General features: G+C 68.4%; 18 protein-coding genes. 6 read left to right on the top strand and 12 right to left on the bottom strand.

From position 1 onward, the window contains the following. Positions 1-15: 15 nt before the first annotated feature. On the top strand, positions 16-1,545 hold the full coding sequence (locus ACSUZC_RS07005) for a dolichyl-phosphate-mannose--protein mannosyltransferase (RefSeq protein WP_439033019.1): 1,530 nt from the start codon (positions 16-18) through the stop codon (positions 1,543-1,545). Between the two features lie 88 nt (positions 1,546-1,633). Here ACSUZC_RS07005 and ACSUZC_RS07000 read toward each other — a convergent pair whose 3' ends face one another. From ACSUZC_RS07000 to ACSUZC_RS06970, 7 genes are all read right to left on the bottom strand, one after another. Continuing rightward, complete coding sequence (locus ACSUZC_RS07000; protein ID WP_439032141.1) at positions 1,634-3,439, bottom strand: BCCT family transporter; 1,806 nt, start codon at positions 3,437-3,439, stop codon at positions 1,634-1,636. Between the two features lie 31 nt (positions 3,440-3,470). Next, a complete protein-coding gene (locus ACSUZC_RS06995; RefSeq protein ID WP_439032140.1) occupies positions 3,471-3,899 on the bottom strand; it encodes a GntR family transcriptional regulator in 429 nt (142 codons plus the stop codon). Between the two features lie 8 nt (positions 3,900-3,907). After that, on the bottom strand, positions 3,908-5,197 hold the full coding sequence (locus ACSUZC_RS06990) for an arginine deiminase (RefSeq protein WP_439032139.1): 1,290 nt from the start codon (positions 5,195-5,197) through the stop codon (positions 3,908-3,910). A 64-nt stretch (positions 5,198-5,261) separates the two neighbouring features. Continuing rightward, positions 5,262-6,578: an MFS transporter gene (locus ACSUZC_RS06985; protein WP_439032138.1), complete on the bottom strand. Its 1,317-nt coding sequence runs from the start codon at positions 6,576-6,578 to the stop codon at positions 5,262-5,264. Continuing rightward, a complete protein-coding gene (locus ACSUZC_RS06980; protein WP_439032137.1) occupies positions 6,575-7,675 on the bottom strand; it encodes a patatin-like phospholipase family protein in 1,101 nt (366 codons plus the stop codon). The genes ACSUZC_RS06985 and ACSUZC_RS06980 overlap by 4 nt, the downstream gene beginning before the upstream one ends. An 88-nt stretch (positions 7,676-7,763) precedes the next feature. After that, a complete protein-coding gene (gene soxR, locus ACSUZC_RS06975) occupies positions 7,764-8,210 on the bottom strand; it encodes a redox-sensitive transcriptional activator SoxR (protein WP_238423582.1) in 447 nt (148 codons plus the stop codon). Positions 8,211-8,237: 27 nt separating this feature from the next. After that, positions 8,238-9,101 (bottom strand): universal stress protein, encoded by an 864-nt coding sequence (locus ACSUZC_RS06970; RefSeq protein ID WP_439033018.1) that lies wholly within the window; start codon positions 9,099-9,101, stop codon positions 8,238-8,240. A gap of 205 nt (positions 9,102-9,306) precedes the next feature. On the opposite strand from ACSUZC_RS06970, the gene ACSUZC_RS06965 reads away from it, so the two are divergent. Beyond that, positions 9,307-9,612, top strand: a complete 306-nt coding sequence (locus ACSUZC_RS06965) for a hypothetical protein (protein WP_439032136.1) — start codon at positions 9,307-9,309, stop codon at positions 9,610-9,612. An 85-nt stretch (positions 9,613-9,697) separates the two neighbouring features. Here the strand turns inward: ACSUZC_RS06965 and ACSUZC_RS06960 are convergent, their stop codons facing one another. Genes ACSUZC_RS06960 through ACSUZC_RS06940 form a run of 5 tightly spaced genes read right to left on the bottom strand, consistent with a single transcriptional unit; the run spans position 9,698 to position 16,193 of the window. Beyond that, a complete protein-coding gene (locus ACSUZC_RS06960; RefSeq protein WP_439032135.1) occupies positions 9,698-10,510 on the bottom strand; it encodes a protein kinase domain-containing protein in 813 nt (270 codons plus the stop codon). 1 nt (position 10,511) lies between these two features. Further along, positions 10,512-12,638, bottom strand: a complete 2,127-nt coding sequence (locus ACSUZC_RS06955) for a cation:proton antiporter (protein ID WP_439032134.1) — start codon at positions 12,636-12,638, stop codon at positions 10,512-10,514. A 3-nt stretch (positions 12,639-12,641) separates the two neighbouring features. Continuing rightward, complete coding sequence (locus tag ACSUZC_RS06950) at positions 12,642-14,156, bottom strand: FHA domain-containing protein (RefSeq protein ID WP_439032133.1); 1,515 nt, start codon at positions 14,154-14,156, stop codon at positions 12,642-12,644. Further along, positions 14,153-14,602: a hypothetical protein gene (locus ACSUZC_RS06945; protein WP_439032132.1), complete on the bottom strand. Its 450-nt coding sequence runs from the start codon at positions 14,600-14,602 to the stop codon at positions 14,153-14,155. Before ACSUZC_RS06945 ends, ACSUZC_RS06950 begins: the two co-directional genes overlap by 4 nt. 1 nt (position 14,603) lies before the next feature. Next, entirely contained in the window at positions 14,604-16,193 is a 1,590-nt protein-coding gene (locus ACSUZC_RS06940; protein WP_439032131.1) for a hypothetical protein, read from the bottom strand. A 564-nt stretch (positions 16,194-16,757) separates the two neighbouring features. On the opposite strand from ACSUZC_RS06940, the gene ACSUZC_RS06935 reads away from it, so the two are divergent. From ACSUZC_RS06935 to ACSUZC_RS06920, 4 genes are all read left to right on the top strand, one after another. After that, complete coding sequence (locus tag ACSUZC_RS06935) at positions 16,758-17,798, top strand: AurF N-oxygenase family protein (protein ID WP_439032130.1); 1,041 nt, start codon at positions 16,758-16,760, stop codon at positions 17,796-17,798. A 31-nt stretch (positions 17,799-17,829) separates the two neighbouring features. Continuing rightward, positions 17,830-19,377, top strand: a complete 1,548-nt coding sequence (locus ACSUZC_RS06930) for a 4Fe-4S binding protein (RefSeq protein ID WP_439032129.1) — start codon at positions 17,830-17,832, stop codon at positions 19,375-19,377. A gap of 49 nt (positions 19,378-19,426) precedes the next feature. Then, the gene (locus ACSUZC_RS06925; RefSeq protein ID WP_439032128.1) at positions 19,427-19,909 is read left to right on the top strand and encodes a hypothetical protein; all 483 of its coding nucleotides are present in this window, start codon (positions 19,427-19,429) and stop codon (positions 19,907-19,909) included. A gap of 117 nt (positions 19,910-20,026) precedes the next feature. Continuing rightward, positions 20,027-20,824 carry a maleylpyruvate isomerase family mycothiol-dependent enzyme gene (locus ACSUZC_RS06920; protein WP_439032127.1) on the top strand — a complete coding sequence of 266 codons (798 nt, stop codon included), beginning with the start codon at positions 20,027-20,029 and terminating at the stop codon, positions 20,822-20,824. Positions 20,825-20,838: the final 14 nt, after the last annotated feature.

Here is a 20,838-nt window from a genome sequence, read left to right as displayed (position 1 = left end):
CGAGGGACCACTAGGATCGATCGGGTGCCACCTCGCTTGGGCCCTGACGTGCCCGCACCGCTGTTCGGTGCTCCCGATCGCGGACGTGGTCTGGTCGTCGGCGTGGTCATCGCACTCATCGCAACGCTCACCCGCTTCTGGGGCCTGAACCACCCCACGGACAAAGGCACGCCGGTCTTCGACGAGAAGCACTACGTGCCGCAGGCATGGCAGGTGCTGACCGGCGGCAACTGGATCGAGGACAACCCGGCGTACGGCCTCGTCGTGCACCCGCCGGTCGGCAAATGGATGCTCGCCGCGTCGGAGGCGGTCTTCGGTTACGGCCCCCTGGGCTGGCGCGTCGCTCCCGCTGTCGCCGGCGTGGTCATCGTCGTGCTCGTCTACTGCGCGGTGCGACGCCTGACCCGCTCGACGCTGGTGGGTGCGATCGCCGGGGTGTTCGCGATCTGCGACGGCGTGCTGTTCGTGCAATCGCGAATGGGGATGCTCGACATCTTCCAGACCCTGTTCATCGTGGCGACCTTCGCCGCGCTGGTGGCCGACCGGGACCAGGTCCGCGAACGCATGTACCGCGTCTACCTCGAGGGCCGTATCGACGACAGCCCGTTCGGCCCACGACTCGGCTTCCGGTGGTATCGGTTCACGGCCGGTGTGATGCTCGGCCTCAACTGCGGCACCAAATGGTCGGGCCTCTACTACGTCGTCTTCTTCGCCGCCCTCGCCATCGGATTCGACGTCGCCGCCCGCCGCGCGTACCACGTCCGACGGCCGTGGGTCGGCACCCTGGTCCGCGACGTCGTCCCCACCGGGGCGAGCCTCGCGGTGATGCCGGTGCTCATCTACTTCCTGACCTACATCCCGTGGTTCACCAGCGAAACGGCTGTGTACCGCTACCAGGAAGGCAACACCATCGGCACCGGCGGCCCGTTCGCGTGGGTGCCGGGCGCGTGGCGGTCCCTGTGGTACTACGAGTCGGGCATCCTCGAATTCCATTCGGGACTCACCAATTCCGCGGGCAACCATCATCCGTGGGAGTCCAAACCGTGGACGTGGCCGATGAGTCTGCGGCCGATGCTCTACGCACTGGAGAACGGCCCGGATCAGTGCGGCGGCGGCGAGTGTGTTCGCGCGCAGATGCTCATCGGGTCCCCCGCGATGTGGTGGTTGTCGCTCCCGATGCTGCTGTGGGGGTTGTGGTCATGGATCGTCCGGCGCGACTGGCGCTATGCGGCGGTCCTGGTCGGCTATTTCGCGGGCATCCTGCCCTGGTTCATGGCCCTCGACCGGCAGATGTACTTCTTCTACGCCACCGTGCTGGCACCGTTCCTCGTGATGGGGCTCGCGCTGTGTTGCGGTGATCTGCTCCGCTCGGCGGCCGCGACCGCGCGTGAACGGCCCGAACGCCGAGCACTGGCGGTCATGGTCGTCGCGATCTACGTGGGACTCGTCGTCGTGAACTTCGTCTGGCTGTGGCCGATTCTCACCGGGTTGCCGATCTCACCCGGATTGTGGCGCCAGCAGATCTGGCTGCCGAGCTGGGGCTGAGGACACACCAGATCAGACGGAACGGGCGGGCCGCGATCGATTCGCGGCCCGCCCGCTGCGGACTCCGTTGTCGGAGTATCTGTGGTGACTACACCGCGGGACCGGTCAACCGGTCCGTGTCGCGGTGCCCGTCCTTGGGATCGTCCGTATCACCGTCGCCGCCGGCCGGTCCGGTGGGTGCCGACCCGTTGGTGGACCCGGAAGGCTCCGAGCCGTTCGCCTGCTCGACGAAATCGGGGTCGAGCTTCTCGAGGTGGCGAACCGCGTCGGCGTCGATCGATTCGAGTTCGCCGGTCGCGATGGCGAGGGCCTGCTCGCGGACGTGCTCGTCGACCTGGGCGGTCAGCACGTGGCGGGACACGATCAGCGGGTCGCGCCGGAGGTCGAGATACAGCGACAGGCACATACCGATCATCACCACGACGAACGGCAGCGCGGCGATGATGGCCATCGTCTTGATGCCGTCGAGGGCGTCGTCGCCGCTGATCGCCAGCAGCAGTGCGGCGACCACGCCGGTCAGCACACCCCAGAACACGGTCAGCGAGCGCGACGGATGTTCGACGCCGCGCTGCGACAGGGTGCCCATGACGAGCGATGCCGAGTCGGCGCCGGAGACGAAGAAGATGCCGACCAGGATCATCACCAGGGCCGAGGCCACCCCGGTCCACGGCAGATGGGCGAGAACGTCGAACAGCGTGCTCTCACTGGCCGCGGTGGCCGGATCGAAGGCCAGCGTGCCCTCCATGTCCTGATGGATCGCGGTGCCGCCGAAGATGCAGAACCACACCAGCGACACCGTCGTCGGAACCACCATGACGCCGATCACGAACTCACGGATGGTGCGACCGCGGCTGATCTTCGCCAGGAACAGACCCACGAACGGAGTCCATGACACCCACCACGCCCAGTAGAAGATCGTCCAGTCCGCCAGCCACTTGTGCCCCTCTGCGGTGGTGACCGTGGCGTCGGAGCGGGCCGCGAAGGTGGTGAGATCAGTCAGGTAGGCGCCCAGGGTCGTCGGCAGCAGGTTCAGGATGAAGATCGTCGGGCCGACGATGAAGACGAACAGCGCCAGGACCACCGCGAGCACCATGTTGATGTTCGACAACCACTGGATACCGCGCGCGATACCCGACACTGCCGACGCGACGAACGCCGCGGTGAGGATCGCGATGATCGCGACGAGCAGCATCTTCGTCGGCTCGTTGACCCAGCCGAGGGTGTCGAGGCCCGAGCCGATCTGCAGCGCGCCGAGGCCCAGCGAGGCGACGGTGCCGAACAGGGTGGCGAAGATGGCCAGGATGTCGATGATCTTGCCGCCCGGCCCGTTGGACACCCGCGGACCGAGAAGCCGTTCGAACACCGCGCTCATCAGCTGGGTCCGACCCAGCCGGTACGTGCTGTAGGCCAGTGCGAGGCCGACGACCGCGTACATCGCCCACGGGTGGAAACCCCAGTGGAACATCGTCGTCGCCATGGCCGCGCGGATGTCGTCGGGAGCGATTTCCGGTGGCGGACTGGCGAAGTGGTACAGCGGTTCGTAGGCACCGAAGAACATCAGGCCGATGCCCATACCGGCGCTGAACATCATCGCGATCCAGCTCACGGTCCGGAACTGCGGCTTCTCACCGGTCCGGCCGAGCGGAATCCGGCCGTACTTCGACACAGCGAGGAACACCGCGAAGATCACGAAACCCGTCGCGGAGAGAATGAACAACCACCCGAGGTTGTTGGTGATCCACCCCAGGACATCATTCGTGGTCGTGTTGAGGCTTTCCTTGTCCCCTATCCCCCAGATCACGAAGGCGATGACGAGCACCGCGGTGACCGTGAAAACCACTGGGTCCAATGTCTGCTTCGGACGCCTTGTGATCACTTCCTGTTCACTTGTCATTGATCAAGCCAATCAATCTCGGTGAGTCTATTCAAGTTCGTCCGAGGGCACGGTTGAGCATCTCAACGATCATGGTGTCGTCGAGGCCCAGCTCACGGGCTGTTTCGACGTAGCCACTGGCGGCGCGGAAACCCGCGTCGAGCGCGTCATGGCGACCCGCTTTGATGAACGAACCCTGCCGTCCACGGGTCTCGATGACACCGGCCGCCTCGAGCTCCCGGTAGCTGCGGGCAACCGTGTTGGCGGCCACACCGAGCCGAGATGCCAGCGCCCGCACCGTCGGCAACCGTTCTCCGGTCAGCAGTGCACCGGATTCGATGAGCTCGATGACGCCCACCCGGACCTGTTCGAAGGGCGGCCGGCCGGACTCCGCGTCGATCCGCAGCGAATCCAGCGCGGACGCGGGGTCGGTGCCCGACCCACCCGGGGACGACCCACCCGGCGAAGACGAAGGAGTCATGGGTGTCCTCACCGGGGCTCACGGGCGAGCGGGCAGGACATGCACCGCGGTCCGCCACGGCCCGAACCCAGCTCTCGTCCCTCGATCTCGATGACCTCGACCCCCGAGTCCCGCAGCCGCCGATTGGTCTGCACGTTCCGGTTGTACGACACGACCACACCCGGCGCGAGGGCCAGGGTGTTGTTGCCGTCGTCCCACTGCTCACGCTCGGCGGTCACCGGGTCGAGACCGGTGTCGATGACCCGTAGTTTGGCGATGCCCATCGCGTCGGCTGCGGCGTCGACGAACGGCCGCTCGCCTGCGACCTTCACCGTGTCGGTGGCGGTGTCGTGGACCAGTGTGAAGGCCGACATGGTGTCGCGGATGTTGGGGTACATCACCACCGCGTCGGTGTCGACCATCGTGCAGACGGTGTCGAGGTGCATGAACGCCCGCGACTGCTCGATCGGCACCGCCAGCACCGTGTGCGCCAGGTGATCGTCGAACAGGCTGCGCGCCAACGCTTCTGCACCGGCGGGCGTGGTCCGCTCGCCGACGCCGACCGCCACCACCCCCGGCGCGAGCAACAGCACGTCGCCCCCCTCGACGGGAGCGACCTGCGACTCGTAGGCGCGTCGGGCCCCGGTGAACCGGGGATGATGGGCGTAGATGAGGTCGGTCAGCGAGGTCTCCCGCGAGCGGGCGGGCAACGCGAGCGAGGTGATCGCGAAACGCGCACCGATCCAGAACGAACTGTCGCGGGTGAACAGGAGATTCGGTAGCGGCTCGATCGCGAACTCCGGACCGTGGTGCATGCGGCGGACGAGCGACGAGCGCTCGGCCGAAGGCGTGATCGGCAGTTCGTCGAACGTCATCCCCGCCGTCAGCACATACGCGAGATCGGCCGGCGACAGCCCCCGTAGGTGGGTGGCGAGATCTTCGGCCAGGTGGGTGCCGAGCCGCCGCGCGCTGACCGCCGCGGCGATGCCCTGTATCCGGGCGGCACCGCTGGCGGCGATGGTCTCGGTGAGCAGGTCACCGAGGAGGTAGACGTCGACACCGCGATCGCGCAGGACCTCGGCGAACGCGTCGTGTTCCTCCTGTGCGCGCCCGACCCAGGGCAGGCCGTCGAAGAGGAGCTGGTCGCTGTTTCGCGGGGTCAACCGGCGCAGTTCGTCACCCGGCCGGTGCAGCATGACCGCGCGCAACACCCCGACCTCGGAGTCGGCACCCAGGTCGTAGTCCGGGCCCACCGCGGTGGGCGTCGTACCGCGTGCCGACGGGCCGGCGGGTGCATCGGAATGTCCTGCAGCGGTCATCGCTCAACCGTAATTCGTCGGGTGCGCTCCCACATCACATCGTCGTTCCGCGCGCCGCGGCGGCTCAGCGATCCCCGGTGGTGTCCCGCCGGGCGGTCTCGGGCCCGCCGAACGGGTCGGCCTCCTCGATCGGCTCCCCCGCCTGCGACGGTCCGGCCGCGCCATCCGCGCCGGCGGGTTCGGTGGGGGTCATCGTCGGCCCCGATCCGACGACGACCGGCGCGGTCTCACGGGCGAACATCCACAGCACCAGAGCTGCTGCGGCGACCACCCCGGTCAGCACGAACGCCGGCCCGAAACCGATGCGGTCGGCCACGAACCCGACGATGACCGGCCCGGTCACCGCGCCGAGATCCGACGACATCCCGTAGGCCGCGAGCGCCGAACCGCCCTGCTGACGGTTCCCGAGGACGTCGGCGAGCGCGGCCTGATGGGTCGGCGCGAACAGGCCCGAACCGACACCGGCGACCACCGACAGAGCCAGCGCGACAGCGACGTTGGGCGAGAACCCGAGCGCGACGGTCGCGACGACGGTGATGGTGAGACCCGGCAGCATGATGGGGCGGCGGCCGAATCGGTCGGACAGGCGGCCTGCGACCAGGATCGCGAGCACGTTGCCTGCGGCGTAGATCGCGAGCACGATACCGGCCATCCCGGCACCCGCCCCGAGGCTCTCGGTGATGAACAGCGGCACCACCGCGACCCGCACGCCCATCGACGCCCAGCCCTGGGTGAAGTTCGACGCCAGGATCGCGCGGTAGGCGCTGTCGCGCATCGCGGCCCGGAAACCGATGAGCCCGCCCGTGGGCCCCTCCTCCTGGTCCGGGGCGATCACCTCGCGCAACTGGGTCGCCACCACCGTCGACGCGACGAGCAGCGCCACGGCGTAGACCACGAACGGCACCCGCAGCCCGAACCCGACGAGCGCCGCCCCGATCAGCGGGCCGGTGATGCTGCCGATGAGGAATCCGGCGGAGAAGAACCCGGACACGCGCCCGCGGATGTCGCTGGGCGCCATACGTATCAGCAATGCCATCGCGGAGATGCTGAACATCGTCGACCCGATGCCGCCGAGTCCACGGAAGACGAGCAGCTGCCAGTACGTCTGGGCGAAGGCGCAGGCGAGGGTGCTCGCGGCAACGATGAGCAGACCGGTCAGGTAGATCCGTCGCTCGCCGAACACCGTGACCAGGCGGCCGGTGGCGGGCGCGAACATCAGGCGCATGACCGCGAAGGCCGACACCACGGCGGTGGCCGCGGTGAACGAGACGTTGAACGTGCGGGCGAAGGTCGGCAGCGCGGGCGCGATGAATCCGTACCCGAGTGCGATGACGACGTTGGCCGACAGCAGGACCCAGATCCCGCGGGGTATCTGTTTCATGGCAGTTCGGGCAGATCGTCGAGGGCCTTCGCGGTCAGCGACCGGCCGAGCTCGATCATCTCCGACGCCTTGTGGAAGTCGAGGGTGCGCACCGTGCGTCGAGGCACCCGGATCAGGACGTCGGGCGGATAGCCCGCCACCTGATAGCGGGTCAGCGCTTCCTGCATGATGTCGAGCGACCGGCTGAGGACCTCCACGCGACCCATCCGGTGGGGTTCGTCGTCACCGGCATGCCACCCCGGTTCCGATGTCCTCGCGGTGTCCGCGTCGCCCGGCCGTATGTGGTCAGCCCGCTCCCGGCGCTGGTCACCGGCGGCATCGACCGCCGCCACACCGTCCTCGCCGGAGGCCACCGCTGCCCCGTCGGCGTCGGCGGCGTCGGTTTCGGAGGGATCCCCGAGTTCCCGGCGGTCGCCCGCCGCGACGTCGAGACCGATCCGGTCGCGGACCGACCGGACGAACTCGTTGTCGAGGATGGGGGCGACGTTGCGCCGGAGCAGTCCGCGTGCTCTCGGTTCCCGGATGGCGCCCGTCTCGGGTCCGCCGTCGGAACCGATGATCACACCGATGGTGACGTCGCTGGGCACCCCGGAGGTGGGCGCGACGGGAAGCGGATCGAGGATGCCACCGTCGGCGAGCAGCCGTCCGCCGTGTTCATGGGGACTGATCACCCCCGGGATCGCGATGGACGCGCGGAGCGCGTCGGCGAGGTTGCCGCGCTGGAACCACACGGCGCGACCGGCGTTGAGGTCGGTGGCGACCGCGGTGAAGGGGATCGGCAGGTCCTCGATCACGGTGTCGCCGAGGATCTCCCGCACGCGCAGGAGGATCCGCTCGGCACCGATGACACCCGGCTTCGTCAGCGAGACGTCGAGGAGCCGCACCACGTCGAGCTGGCTCAGGCCGGAGATCCAGTCCACGTAGTCGTCGAGTTTGCCCGCGCAGTGCAGGCCGCCGACCAGTGCGCCCATCGACGATCCGGCGACGGTGGCGATCTCGAAGCCACGCGCCTCGAGTTCGGCGATCACACCGATGTGTGCGTAGCCGCGTGCACCGCCGCTTCCCAGTGCCAGCGCCACGCGCGACGGTCGAGCCATGGGGCAACCGTACCGCCGCCGATCACGACGCCCGAAATCGCCGATGTCGGAACCGGCGTCGAACCCCGACGGCGGCGGCCCCACATCGTCACTCGGTCATGAGGCGACGCGCTCCCGGCCCGAGTTTGTTGAGCTCATCACCCGGGTTGAGCAGGTGGCACTCACCGAGAGACAGGCATCCGCAGCCCACGCACGACCCGATCATGTCGCGCATGTTCTCCAGCAGCGAGATCCGGTGGTTGATGTCGTCGATCCATCGCTTCGACGCCGCTTCCCACATCGACTTCGGCGGGGACTCGTGGTCGCCGAGCTCACCCAGCACCTCCCCGATCACCGACAACGGGATACCCGCGACCTGCGACGCGCGGATGAAGGCCACGCGTCGCAGCATCGCGCGGTGGTACCGGCGCTGATTACCCGATGTCCGGCGGCTGAAGATCAGACCCTGGTCCTCGTAGAACCGGACGGCCGACGGCGCGATGCCCGCTCGCTGGGCGAGCTCACCGACGGAGAGCTCGAGCTTCTTCAGCGTCATGGATCGATCGTAGGCACCATGGCCAGGTCAGGTGCGGACGACCAGCACGGGGCATTCGGCGTGGTGCATCACCTTCTGGCTGGTCGAACCCAGGAGCAGTCCGCGGAATCCGCCCCGCCCGCGACTGCCGACGACGACGAGCGACGCCTCGGTCCCGGCAGCATCGAGCAGCGCCTTCGCCGGATCCTCCGGCAGGACCCGCCGCTCGATCTGCACGTTCGGGTACTGCTCGGCATAGCCGGCCAGACGCTCGGCCACGATCTCGACCGCATCCTGTGTCATGCGCTTGACCTCGTCGGCACCGATGCCGTAACCGTGCAGCGCATCGGCGTCCAGGGGTGTCCACGTGTGTACGGCGACGAGCGGTGCGTTCCGCAGCGAGGCCTGCCGGAACGCCTCGGCCACGGCCGCGTCGCTGATCGGTGAACCGTCGATCCCGACGACGACGGGACCCGAGGTGTTCCCTTCGGCGGCGACGACCGCGACGCGTCCGTGCGCGTGCGCGGCGACGTTGGTGCTCACCGAGCCGAGGAACAGGCCCTTGACGCTGCCGAGCCGGCGCGTGCCGACCACGATCATGGCGGCGTCCTTGCCCAGTTCGAGCAAGACACGAGCCGCGTCCCCGTCGACGATCGATGTCGCGACCGTGACGTCCGGAGCGACCTCCTTGGCCGCGTCGGCGGCGGCGTGCACCGCATCCGAGGCGTCTTGGCGGATGGCGTCGACGACGTCCTGGGGAATGATGAGGCCGGGAGCGTAGTCACTGGTGCTGGCGTCGTATGCGCCGACGATCTTCAGATCGAGCCCCTCGGCCACGGCTGCACGTGCCGCCCACCGGACGGCACCCTCGGCCGCATCCGAACCGTCGACTCCGACGAGTATCGCGTTCATGTCCTCGCTCATCTCCTCTGATCTCCACCGGCCCCGGGCAGGGCCTTCGCGTCCCGGCCGCCGGACGTTCGCGGGGTCTGCCGCACGACCCGGCCTCGGCCTCGTCGTCCATCCTGCACCGCGGTCCGGGTTGCGGCAAAGGGCAGGAAGTCCTGATCACCGCGGCTTTCTGCACGATTCGCGTGACGTGTAGCCTGGGGACACCATGACGTCACCCCTTCCGCAGAACGGCTCCAACGACTTTCGCGCCGTGGTCATCCACATCGCCGTGACCGTGGTCCTCGGGCTCGGTCTGTTGCTGCTCGCCCATGCGTCGTCGGATCCGCTGCAGACGGTGCTCGTCATCGCCTCCCCGATCGTCGTCCTTCTCGGATCGATCGCCATGCTGTACCGCACCTACCGCGTGTGGAAGCGCAACGGTCGCTGGCAGGTGTGGCAGGGCGGCGCGTGGTTTCTGCTCTTCTTCTTCATCGTGATGCTGTTCAACTCCGCACCCGTCCTCTTCGAATGACGCCCCGGCGGTAGGCATCCCCGAGCCTCGCGATCAGGCCGGCTCTTCGGGAAACCCTGGCGCAGAGCACCTCTCGATCCCGAAGTCAGCGACCCCGCAGCGCATCGATGCGGTGTGCGACCTCCATCGCGGTCGAGGGCCGGTTGCCGGCGAGGGCGAGGCAGTTGGCGATCAGCGTGCGCTCGTCGCGATCGAGGTTGTCCGACAGTGCCGGCGGGGTCGACAGCGCTGCCCGGATCGCCAGCAGCGGCTGGGTGTCGGGGACCTCGCCGTAGACACCCTCACCGGTCAGGGCGCGATGCAGGCAGGCGCCGAGCGACCAGATGTCGGTCGCCCTCGACGGCACGTCGCCCGCGAGCAGCGCCGGGTCCATGTACTGCACGGCTCCGGGCTGGGCGAAGCTCGTGATCGGCTCGTCGGCCGCGAGGACCCGGGCGAGACCCAGATCGGAGATCTTGCCGCCGGTCTCGGTGACCATGATGCTCGACGGGGTGATGTTGGCGTGTGCGATACCGGCCTCGTGCAGTGCATCGACACCGCGCGCCGCGTCGGCGATCGCCGCCAGGTTCTCGTCTCTCGTCAGCGGCCGCGCCGGCGAGCCGAGCGACCCCAGTGGAAAGTACTCCATCGCGTACATGAACTGGCCCTGCAGCACCGCGTCATACAGCCCGGCCAGGTACGGCGAGGCCACCGCCGCGAACGCGCGCAGCTCGCGCACACCGCGCCGGTAGGCGTCGTCGCTGCACACCCCTCCGAAGACCTTGACCACCACACGATCGGTGGCCAATCCGAGCCTCGCCGGCGGCACCGCGAGGTAGAAAGTGCCGTTGCCGCCCATTCCGATCTTGTCCAGAACGGTGAAATCCGCCAGCTGCTGCGGGATCTCGACAGTGGCCATGTCAGTGCCTCTCCGATGAAGTGCCGATGTTCGGACTCGATGTGTTCTCGACCGGTTCAGACGCCGCCGGGTCTCTGGGTGCCTCGCGCGCGGTGTACAGCCCGGCGATCCGGTCGCCGAGGGACTCCTCGCTCGTCCCCGTGTTGTCGACGACGGTGACCGGGGCCGGTGACTCCCCCGTGTCGTCCGCGGCACGGACCGTGAAGGCCGCCGCGTCGTCCCGGTGCCGGCGCGGGTCCACCACCGACACCGACACCGACTGCCCCGCAATCGGTTCGAGGTCGGAGAGCCAGCGGCGACGCGAACCGGACGCGACGACGGCCAGGGATCGCGAACCGTAGAGCGCCAACCCCGCCGCGACGAGCGCTGCGGTCCGGCCGCTACGGGTGTCGGTGACGACGCACGTGATCGTGCTGCGCCCCGGTCCCACTCCCTCGGCGGCGTTCTCGTCGACGACGGCGACCGGCGCGGAGTGCAACGACTTCCCCAGCTCGCGGTCCGAGCTGTCGATGACGATGATGTCGGCGCTCGCGTTCTCCGACATCGCGTCGACGTCGGCGACGGGATCGGCACTGAAACGGCACAGCACCGACACCGAGCCGGCACCGGTCAGCGACGCACCGAGTTCGTTGAGTCTCTCGACAGCCGACGCGAGGGCCGCGAAGTCGGGTACCACCGGCGCACCCACCTCGAGGGTGGTCCGCGCGCGGTCCGGCGTCGTCAGGACACCGGCGAGCACGACGTCATACCCGGTGGTGCAGTCCAGCATTCGTCGATGACGGGCCCGCAGGTCCGCGACCGTGCCGCCGGGATCGCGCAACACCACCATCACCCTGGGGGCGGTCGCGACGGCCAGTGCTCGGCGTTCGGCGGCGGCGATGTCGCTGGCCACCACCCGGTCCGGATACACCAGCCGCAGCAGCGGTTCGGTGAGGATCGTCGTCACCAGAGCCATCACCACGAGCATCGCGAACAGCTCGTCGCTCAACACGCCGAGTTCGCGGCCCGCGGCCAGGATCACCAGTTCGGTGAGTCCGCGCGTGTTCATCAGCACCGCGATGGCGGCGCTCTGCCGGGTGGGGATGGCGCTCGCGCGTGCCCCGACGTAGGCCCCGATGAACTTGCCCGCGATCGCGACGACGAGCACCAGCAGCAACTGACCGAGACCGGACAATCCGATTCCCGCGAGGTCGACGCCGAGGCCGGTGACGACGAAGAACATCGGTAGCAGAAGCAGCACGCTGGCCTGCTCGAGTCGTTCCAGGATCTCCCGATGCAGCTGCTCGGCACCGATCTTCGGCATCACCGCGCCGAAGACGAAGGCGCCGAAGATCTGGTGGATGCCGATGACGTCGGTGGCCGCCGACGACAGGAAGAGCCCGATGAGGATGACCGCCAGGATGTCCGGAGTGAGCCGGCCCGCGCGGTCGCGCCACGCGACCAACTTGGCGAGCAGTGGCCGGACCACGCCGAACATGACCGCGGCGTACACCAGCGTCAGGCCGACGATCCGGGCGACCTCGAGTGGGCTGCCGCCCTGGATGATCGCGATGATGAAGGCGAGCAGCGTCCACGCGAGGATGTCGTCGACGGCCGCCGCGGCGAGACTGAACACGCCGGGGACGGTGCGCATCATGCCGCGGTCGGTGAGGATGCGCGCGAGTACCGGGAAAGCGGTGATCGACATCGCGACCCCCATGAACAGCACCATGCCCAGCCGTTCGATCTCCATGCCGTCGACGGTGTCGTGCGACGGATACAGCAGCAGTCCCAGCCCCGCACCCAGACCGAACGGCAACACGATCGAACACGCCGAGATGCTCGCCGCCGCGCGCTCACGCCCGCGGGTGAGCCTCATGTCCAGCTCGAGTCCGACGATGAACATGAACAGCACGAGCCCGATCTGCGCGAGGGCACCGAGCAGGGGACGTACGTCGGCGGGGAACAGCCACTGGTCCGGATTACCGGGCAAGAGGCCCAACAGGCTGGGGCCCAGGGCGATTCCGGCGGCGATCTCACCGACGACCGCCGGCTGCCGGCAGGCTCGCGCGATCATGCCGCCGACACGTGCCGCGGCGATGACGATCGCCACGTCGAGGAGCAGGAAGGCGATGGTGTGCTTGTCCATGGGTCAGATCCGCGCGTGATGGGATTCGAAGATGAAGTGCCGTCCGCCGATTCGCACATGCGAACCCGGCACGAGGACGTGCGCGCGATGCGGGAGCAGGCGCATCTCGCGGTTGCCACTGCTCGGGTCGGCGACGAACGTCCCGTTCGCCGACCCCAGGTCGACGAGTTGGACCGTCCACTCGACGAGCCGGATCTCCACGTGCCGTCGTGAGAGCTGACCGGTCTCGTCCTGCACGCGGATGGGTTTCGGTGAACCGGCCCGTCCCCCGCCGGCCGATCCGGGCTCGCGGCCGATGACGAGGTCTTCGTCGAGCAGAAAGGTGAACCCGTTGTCGAGCAGGAGCCAGCCCAGTGGTGGCCGCTCCCCTTCGACGAGGAATGTGGTCAGCTGATCCATCCGGATCCCGCACACACCGCACAACCACGACTGCGGGTGGTTGAGGTGTCCGCGCGAACACCGGATGCCGTGCACCATCGCCCGCGAGGCCTCCATCCGGACGACCTCGGTGGCCGGCTTCTGATGTTCCTCCTTGGGTAGCGGCGCGCGCGGCTCGAGAGGTTCGGCGAACGGGTTCGGTGTCGGTTCCGGTGCGCGCTGGACAGGTGCGACGAACGGGTCCGGTTGCTGTGACTCGGTCGGCAACGGCACCGGTTCGGCCCGGTCGGCAGAGCTCGACCCGGGATCGAACGCGGCACCCAGTGGCGTCGAGGTGAACGGGAGCGGGTTCGGCGACTTCTCGCCCACCGCCGATCCGGGCGCCATGCGTTCGGTCGTGCTCATCGGGTCGGCAGGGTCCGGGGGTGGCGAGACATGCACCGCGGGTGGAGGTTCCGGATCGATCGCGCCGTCGGCGAGCCGATGGGGGCCGGACGGTTCCGGTTCGAACGGTTCGGCCGACGCCTCGGTCGGAGGCCCGGGGTCCGGAGCCGCGATGTCCGGTGCCGCCGGATCGCGGGGCGGTACCGGCTCCGACACCGGCGGACGGGCAGCGGCGGGCAGCGGATGGAACTCGGTACCGCGCAAGCCGAGAGGCGTGTGCAGCAACGCTCCCGCCGCGGGCACCACCCCGTCGACGAGATCGAAGCGTTCCTCACCGACCTCGGCGGGCACCGTCTCCGCGAGATACAGGCCGAGACCCTCGAACGGCCACGGGACGGCCTTGTCGAACGTGTTGCCGGCCGCGGGTTCGATGCGGGTGCCGTCGGTCTCGCCGTAGACCGCGCCGGCGAGGAAGATCGCGATGCCTGCGTTGTCCGGCGCGGCGAAGCCGATGTCCACCGGATCGTCGGCGTTGGCAACCAGCTGAGCCAACGCGCGCACCAGATGCCGCCCGCGGCGCGGCGCGGAATCCGGCACGGACACCGCGGATTCGATGTCGAGCACATCGGTCACGAACGAGGCCGGCACGGTGTCGGCCACGAGGCAGAGGAAGGCCGGTTTGCGGATCACGATGCCCGCGCCGGGGATCAGTGTCACCGTCGGCGTGACGCTCGGGATGTCGCCGGGTGTGGTCACAGGAATCGGCCTCCCTGGAATCGCCAGTGCGGGAACACAGCGCGGAGCGGACCGTTGACCGCGACCCACACGATGAGCCACGTCGACACGAACTGCACGGCGAAGACGAGCGGCGACGGCCGCAATTCCTCGGGCAGCAGGGAGGTTGCGTCGATGACCAGCCATACGACGATGCCCTCGTTGATCGCCGTGAGCAGGCCGAACAGCGTCGGCCAGTCCTTCTCCCAGCGGAACTGCTGGAGCAGATGGTAGAGGAACTCCCACGCGACGCCGAGGACGATGACCGTCAGCAGCACGGTGAACGCGACGCGGTACACGTCGAGGATCGTCGGGTCGCCCGAGGAGATGAGCCACAGGAACGGGACGAGCACGATCGTCCACAGACCGCCGAGGACGCCGAGTACCAGAACGCGGGTCTGGATACGCCCCCACAGAGTGGGCAACATGTCAGTCGACTCCCTTGTTGTTCATCCAGCGCCACCACTGGGCGGTGGACCGCCACGGCGTCAGCTTCTTGCAGAAGCCCTGCCGCGCAAGGTCGTCCGTGATCTCCTGGGCGGCGATCTGCAGGCCGAGGAAGGTGTCGACCCCCGGGAAGTACCCGCCGAGTGTCGCGCTCCCCGATGCGTACAGTTTGCCGTTGCCGCTGCGGGTGCCCTTCAGCTCGAAGTCGCGTTCGACGTCCATCCTGCCCACAGGGTTGATTCCGGCTCCGGTGTGGTCGAGCAGGTCGCGCAGGAGGCGGTGCTCGCGGACGTCGGCTTCGAGTCCGGTGCAGTCGATCACGTAGTCGGCGTGGATCTCGAAGGTGCCGTCGGGACGATGCTCCTGTCTGATCGGCGCATGCGGATCGACACGGACGGTCGTGACCACACCCTGCCCGCCGGGCGCCGGGACGAGGCTCTCCGCTGTGCCCACCGCCACCCGATACCAGCCCTCACGGCGGCCCCGGGCGAGCTGCTCCTGCCAGTCGTCGCGTACCGGTGTGTTGGTGCCACCCATCTGCTTGTACGCCTCGGCGCGTTCGTGGCCTTCGAGTTTGCGCATCCGCGCCTTCAACTGCCCGCCCCACACCGACTTGGGGTAGTTGAACCCCTGATACGCCCATCCGTCCCTGCCCTTGCGCCGCATGAAGATGTGCGGCCCGTGGGATTTGTCGTGATAGGTGCGGAACAAGTGCACGATCTGGGTCTGGAGACCCATCGCGTCACGATCGTCGATGAGACGCTGCAACACCCGTGAGGCCACGATCCCCGAGCCGCGGATCACGACGGTCCCGGGTTTGCGCTGCAGCGACTGGTAGATGTGCTCATGAGACTCGTAGGCGTTGACGACCTTGCTGGCGTCGCGATACCTCTCCCGGAACGCCTGCAGATCCGGGAGGAGCTTGATGCCGGGGTAGCCGATGGCGACATGCACCCACTGACTGCGGAACGCGACACGCTTGGTCGGTGACGTGCCCTGCGGCGGGGTGAGGATGGTGAAGTATCCGCCCTCCGCGCGCCGCCGGATCATCCGGACCTGGCCGCGCCGCAGACACTTCAGATATCCGATGCGTTCGCATTCCCTTTCCATCGACTCGAACGCCTGACCGGCCCGCGGCGTGTAGAAGTTCGCGAAGACGGGCTCCACCAACACATTCCAGAGGGGCCCGGTCTTCTTGTCGGCCCAGGCCTCGCGCACCGCGTACGACGGAAAACCCCAGATGTTGTCCGGCATGGACTGCGAGTCCGAACGCAACCGTTCACCACGCGGGATCTGCGACACCCGGGTCAGATACTCGTAGCTGTGCCACGGCACGTCCTGGGGACCGAGCACCGCGATGTGATCGGCGGGCACCCCGCAGATCCGCAGGTAGTCGACGGTCACGAACGAACCGATGCCCGAGCCCACCGTCACGAACGGGACATCGACGATCGGGATGCCCGCGCCCCCGACCATCGCGTCGGTCCAGACGTCGGTCTCGACCAGCTGAGGCGTGAGGTCGCCGACCATGCCTCCCGGGCGCTGCCCACCGGGCCCGGGACGTGGCGTCATCTGAGGCGGAGGGGGCCCCGGGTGCCGTCCCGGACCGGGCCGGACAGGCCCGGGATGAGGAGGACCCGGCTGGGCAGGGCCGGGGCGGAGAGGGCCGGGACCGGCCGGTCCGGGTGCACCGGGTTGCGGAAAACCTCTCCCCTGATCCGGACGGTTCACGATCGACCCCGCGCCGGGTGATCGCCGACGGCCGGCTCCGGATGCGCGATCGCTGCGACACGTGCCCGTTCCCGTCGCCGGGGGGACACGTGCGGAACACGCAGGGACATCGCTCCTCCAGGTGAGCAGACGCGGGCACGGACGGTGCGATCACCCTAACCCGCGAAGACCCCGGTCGAGGGACCGAATAGCCCGAACGAATTACAGGCGTCGCGCCAGGTCAGCGCGCACACCCGGACGTTCCGGCCCGTCGTCGGGAACGTCCGGCCGACGGTCCGGCCCGCACCTCGCCGTCGACGAACGTGACATCAGTTGTTGACAAATAGCGCGCGGTGGAAATACGTTCGGAGTATCTGCTGTGGCCGGCCTCACCCGGCTCGGCCGCCCACCCCGAAGGACGCGACGATGACAAAAGCATTGACACCGAGCACTCCGGAGACCCGCCAGGACGCGCCCACGCGCTACGTCCCCGCGCACGACAAGACCGGCGGCGACCACGACTACGGCCAGGTACTCGATGACCTCTCCGCGGCCTCCGTGCACCGCAACTTCGACCCCTACGTCGACATCGACTGGGATGCGCCGCACATGGCGATCACCGAGAACGACCCCCGATGGATCCTGTCCTACGAGGTCGACCCCATCGGCCGGCACCCGTGGTACCAGCAGCTCCCCCAGGAGAAGCAGATCGAGATCGGCATGTGGCGCCAGGCCAATGTCGCCAAGGTCGGGCTGCAGTTCGAGTCGGTCCTCATCCGCGGGCTCATGCAGTACAGCTTCAAACTCCCCAACGGTGCGCGCGAATTCCGCTACACCACGCACGAATCCAAGGAGGAGTGCAACCACACCCTGATGTTCCAGGAGTTCATCAACCGCACCGGCGTGGACGTGCCGGGCGCGAAGATCGGCTACCGGCTCATCTCTCCGTTCGTGCCGCTCGTCTCGACGCTGTTCCCCACCCTGTTCTTCTTCGGGGTCCTCGGCGGCGAGGAACCGATCGACCACATCCAGAAGGACTTCCTGCGCACCCGCGCCAGCCTGCATCCCACGATGGCCGCAGTCATGCAGCTGCACGTCGCCGAAGAGGCACGCCACATCTCGTTCGCCCATCACCTCATCCGCGAGCAGGTACCGCAGCGTGGGCGCTTCCAGCGCTTCGTCCTGTCGCTCATGCTCCCGCTGACCATGCGCATCCTGTGCGGCGCGATCGTGGTGCCCCCGCGTGTCTTCGCCAAGCGTTTCGACGTGCCCGACGAGGTCATGAAGGACATCTTCTGGCGCTCGGCGGAATCGAAGCGGTTCCTGCGCAACGTGTTCGGGGACGTCCGGATGCTCGGCGAACAGAGCGGGCTGATGAACCCGGTATCGCGACTGCTCTGGCGTGCACTCGGCATCAGCGGCCGGCCCTCGCGTTTCCGCAGCGAACCCACCTACACCGCGGCCTGAGCCGCACCGAAACGCAGGTAGATCCGAGACCATGCCCCACGTCGTCACCCAGGCGTGTTGCGGCGACGCGTCGTGCGTGTACGCATGCCCTGTCAACTGCATCCACCCCACGCCCGAAGAACCCGATTTCGGCATCGCCGAGATGCTCTACATCGATCCGGCGACCTGCGTCGACTGCGGTGCCTGCGTCAGCGCCTGCCCCGTCGGGGCGATCGTCCCCGGTCACCGGCTTCCGGCCGGCCAGGAACGCTTCGTCGGGGTCAACGCCGCCCAGTACCGCGATCCGTTCGACGGCGCCGCACGGTTCCCGGTGGACCCGTCGCGCCGGTTGCCCCTGGCACCCATCGACCGCCCGCGCGAGCTCGCCCTCGACCGTCAGGTGTCGATCGGCATCGTGGGATCGGGGCCGTCGGCGATGTACGCGGCTGACGAACTCCTGCGTCGACCCCAGATCTCGGTCACCATGTACGAACGTCTCGACAGGCCGTTCGGGCTGGCACGCTTCGGCGTCGCCCCCGATCACCTCCACACCCGTAAGGTGATGGAACTGTTCGACGACATCGCCCGCAACCCCCGGCTGGAGATCCTGCTGAACACCGAGGTCGGGCGAGACGTCACCCTCGAGGACTTGCGGTCCCGACATCAGGGGATCGTCTGGGCCGGTGGCGCACCCACCGACAAGCCCCTGTCCCTGCCTGGTATCGACCTCGCCGGGGTCACCAGCGCGACCTCGTTCGTCGGCTGGTACAACGGCCATCCCGACCACGCCGGTCTCGACGTCGACCTCACCACTGGGCGTGCCGTGGTCGTCGGCAACGGCAATGTCGCGCTCGATGTGGCCCGCATCCTCGTCTCCGATCCGGATTCGCTTGCGGCCACGTCGATCTCGCGGCCCGCACTGGCACGGTTGCGCCAGTCGTCGGTATCCGAGGTGGTCGTGATGGGTCGACGCGGACCCGCCCACGCGGCGTTCACGCTGCCCGAGCTCATCGGGTTGGTGGACTCGGGAATCCCGGTCGTCGTCGATGCGGCCGATCTCGAGTCCGTACCCGCACCTGCCGACCTGGACGCGACGGTCCGGGCGAAGCTCGACCTGCTCGCCGAGTGCGCGGCCCGACCGGAACCGGAAGGTCGCCGAATCCGTCTGGCGTTCTTCAGCTCTCCCCTCGAGGTGGTGCCGGGTGACGACGGCCGCGCACGCGGCCTGCTCGTCGGCCGGAACCGACCCGTGGTCGACGACGCCGGAGCCGCGGTGGGCATCGAACCCACCGGGCACACCGCCACGCTCGACACCGGGCTGGTGCTCACCTCGGTCGGATACCGGGGGGTGGAGGTGCCGGGGTTGCCGTTCGACGCCACCAGCGGCGTCATCCCGCACCACGAGGGGCGTGTCCTCGACGGCTCGGACCCGGTGCCGGGTGTGTACGTGACCGGATGGATCAAGCGTGGGCCCTCGGGCTTCATCGGCACCAACAAGACCGACTCCGCCGAGACGGTGTCGTCCTTGCTCGACGATCTCGAGTCCGGCGCGCTCGCCGCACCCGAGCCGCGGCGACGTCGTCTCCTCAGCCGACGGTAGCCCCGCCACGGGCACATCCACGGCGAGCCCTGCACTACATTGAGCAGCCATGGGGCCCGCCTACCAGCGCACGACCGAGCGCGCCGATCTGTCCGAGCTGTCCGCCGATGTCGCCGCGGTGCTGCGTGATCACGCCGAGTCACGACAGCTGACACTCACCGACGACCTGCCGGCGTGGAGCACCCGCAGCATCAACCCGCCGTCGACGACGCTGCTCGGCAAGATGTTCGGCCGGCGCAGCAATCCCGTCGACCCGGACTCCGAACACCAGACTCTCATCGTGCTCCACCCGACGCATCTGCTCGTCGTCGTGTCCGGAGCCAAGCGAGGTGTGTCCGCCCTGTCGGTGCCGCTGGCCGTCGCCTCGGTCGCGTCGGTCCCGGGCGTGCCTGCCACGGACGGCTTCTCCGTCACCGGCTTTCCTGGTGACGAGGGACGTCCCGGCAGCTTCTATCTCGGGACCGGCGAGCCTCGGGGGGACGAATGCCGCGAGTCCGTCCGCGCGGCCATCGTCGCCGCCAAGAATCCGTGAACGGCGCATCCTGTCGCGCGCCATGGTTCGACGCGTTGGGGGTGAATGTGTCGCACGTCGCATCCGGCCGGGGTAATCTCGTCCTCCATGTGGGGGGAGGAACCACGGGCAACGGGGATGTTCTCGAGGTTTGACTACATCGACGCCGCGCTCGCGACGGGAGAACGATTCGTCGAGCTGGTCAACGGTGTCGACGATCCCGAAACGCGACTCGCGGACACGCCCGGGTGGACACTGACCGACTGCGTCGGACATGTGGCGCTGGCGCCGTCGAGATTTCTCGACCTCGCACGCGGCGAGGGGGAATGGTGCTGCAATGCCGTCGATGTGCCGGATTTCAACGCCAAGCAGATCGCCAACCTGCCCACACGAGACATCGACGCGCTGACATCCCGCCTCACTGATGACTTGGAGGCCTTGGCCGACGAGGTCAGCCACTTCCAGGCCCAGGTGCCCAAGATGCATTTCGACGGCGACCGGATCATCCGGGCCGACGCCGCGCTGGGCTTGCTGATCGGTGAATTCGTGGTGCACGGGTACGACATCGCGCGTGCACTCGGCGCCCGGTGGTGGGTGGAACCCGAGGTCGTGTTGATGGTGATCCGGGCACGCCAGCACGTCCTCCCGAGCTGGGTGGACCCGGTGACGGCAGCCGGCCACCACGGCACCTACGACATCCGGTTGCGCGGCTGCGGCGAGCGACATGTGTACGAGTTCACCAACGGAGACCTGGTGATCGACCCGCCCCAGCCGCGTCGTCCCGACGTCCACATCAGCGTCGATCCGGCCACGGCGCTCCTCGCCGGCTACGGACGACTCTCGCCGGCATGGGTCGGCATCACTGGAAAGGCCGTCGCCTGGGGTGCCAGACCCTGGCTGGCGGCACGGCTGGCACAAAAATTCCTGCCCGCCTGATGTGATTCAGAAGG

This window comes from Gordonia terrae (assembly GCF_051789125.1).
Taxonomy (GTDB): Bacteria; Actinomycetota; Actinomycetes; order Mycobacteriales; family Mycobacteriaceae; genus Gordonia; species Gordonia terrae_A.
The sequence above is the reverse complement of the archived record's forward strand: the minus strand, read 5'-3'. Positions and strand labels throughout refer to the sequence as shown.

Excerpts from the sequence above, each read along its gene's own strand:
- ACSUZC_RS07000 (WP_439032141.1), bottom strand. The coding sequence starts at position 3,439 with ATGACAAGTGAACAGGAAGTGATCACAAGGCGTCCGAAGCAGACATTG.
- ACSUZC_RS06995 (WP_439032140.1), bottom strand. The coding sequence starts at position 3,899 with ATGACTCCTTCGTCTTCGCCGGGTGGGTCGTCCCCGGGTGGGTCGGGC.
- ACSUZC_RS06990 (WP_439032139.1), bottom strand. The coding sequence starts at position 5,197 with ATGACCGCTGCAGGACATTCCGATGCACCCGCCGGCCCGTCGGCACGC.
- ACSUZC_RS06985 (WP_439032138.1), bottom strand. The coding sequence starts at position 6,578 with ATGAAACAGATACCCCGCGGGATCTGGGTCCTGCTGTCGGCCAACGTC.
- ACSUZC_RS06980 (WP_439032137.1), bottom strand. The coding sequence starts at position 7,675 with ATGGCTCGACCGTCGCGCGTGGCGCTGGCACTGGGAAGCGGCGGTGCA.
- soxR (WP_238423582.1), bottom strand. The coding sequence starts at position 8,210 with ATGACGCTGAAGAAGCTCGAGCTCTCCGTCGGTGAGCTCGCCCAGCGA.
- ACSUZC_RS06970 (WP_439033018.1), bottom strand. The coding sequence starts at position 9,101 with ATGAACGCGATACTCGTCGGAGTCGACGGTTCGGATGCGGCCGAGGGT.
- ACSUZC_RS06965 (WP_439032136.1), top strand. The coding sequence starts at position 9,307 with ATGACGTCACCCCTTCCGCAGAACGGCTCCAACGACTTTCGCGCCGTG.
- ACSUZC_RS06960 (WP_439032135.1), bottom strand. The coding sequence starts at position 10,510 with ATGGCCACTGTCGAGATCCCGCAGCAGCTGGCGGATTTCACCGTTCTG.
- ACSUZC_RS06955 (WP_439032134.1), bottom strand. The coding sequence starts at position 12,638 with ATGGACAAGCACACCATCGCCTTCCTGCTCCTCGACGTGGCGATCGTC.
- ACSUZC_RS06945 (WP_439032132.1), bottom strand. The coding sequence starts at position 14,602 with ATGTTGCCCACTCTGTGGGGGCGTATCCAGACCCGCGTTCTGGTACTC.
- ACSUZC_RS06940 (WP_439032131.1), bottom strand. The coding sequence starts at position 16,193 with ATGACGCCACGTCCCGGGCCCGGTGGGCAGCGCCCGGGAGGCATGGTC.
- ACSUZC_RS06935 (WP_439032130.1), top strand. The coding sequence starts at position 16,758 with ATGACAAAAGCATTGACACCGAGCACTCCGGAGACCCGCCAGGACGCG.
- ACSUZC_RS06930 (WP_439032129.1), top strand. The coding sequence starts at position 17,830 with ATGCCCCACGTCGTCACCCAGGCGTGTTGCGGCGACGCGTCGTGCGTG.
- ACSUZC_RS06925 (WP_439032128.1), top strand. The coding sequence starts at position 19,427 with ATGGGGCCCGCCTACCAGCGCACGACCGAGCGCGCCGATCTGTCCGAG.
- ACSUZC_RS06920 (WP_439032127.1), top strand. The coding sequence starts at position 20,027 with ATGTTCTCGAGGTTTGACTACATCGACGCCGCGCTCGCGACGGGAGAA.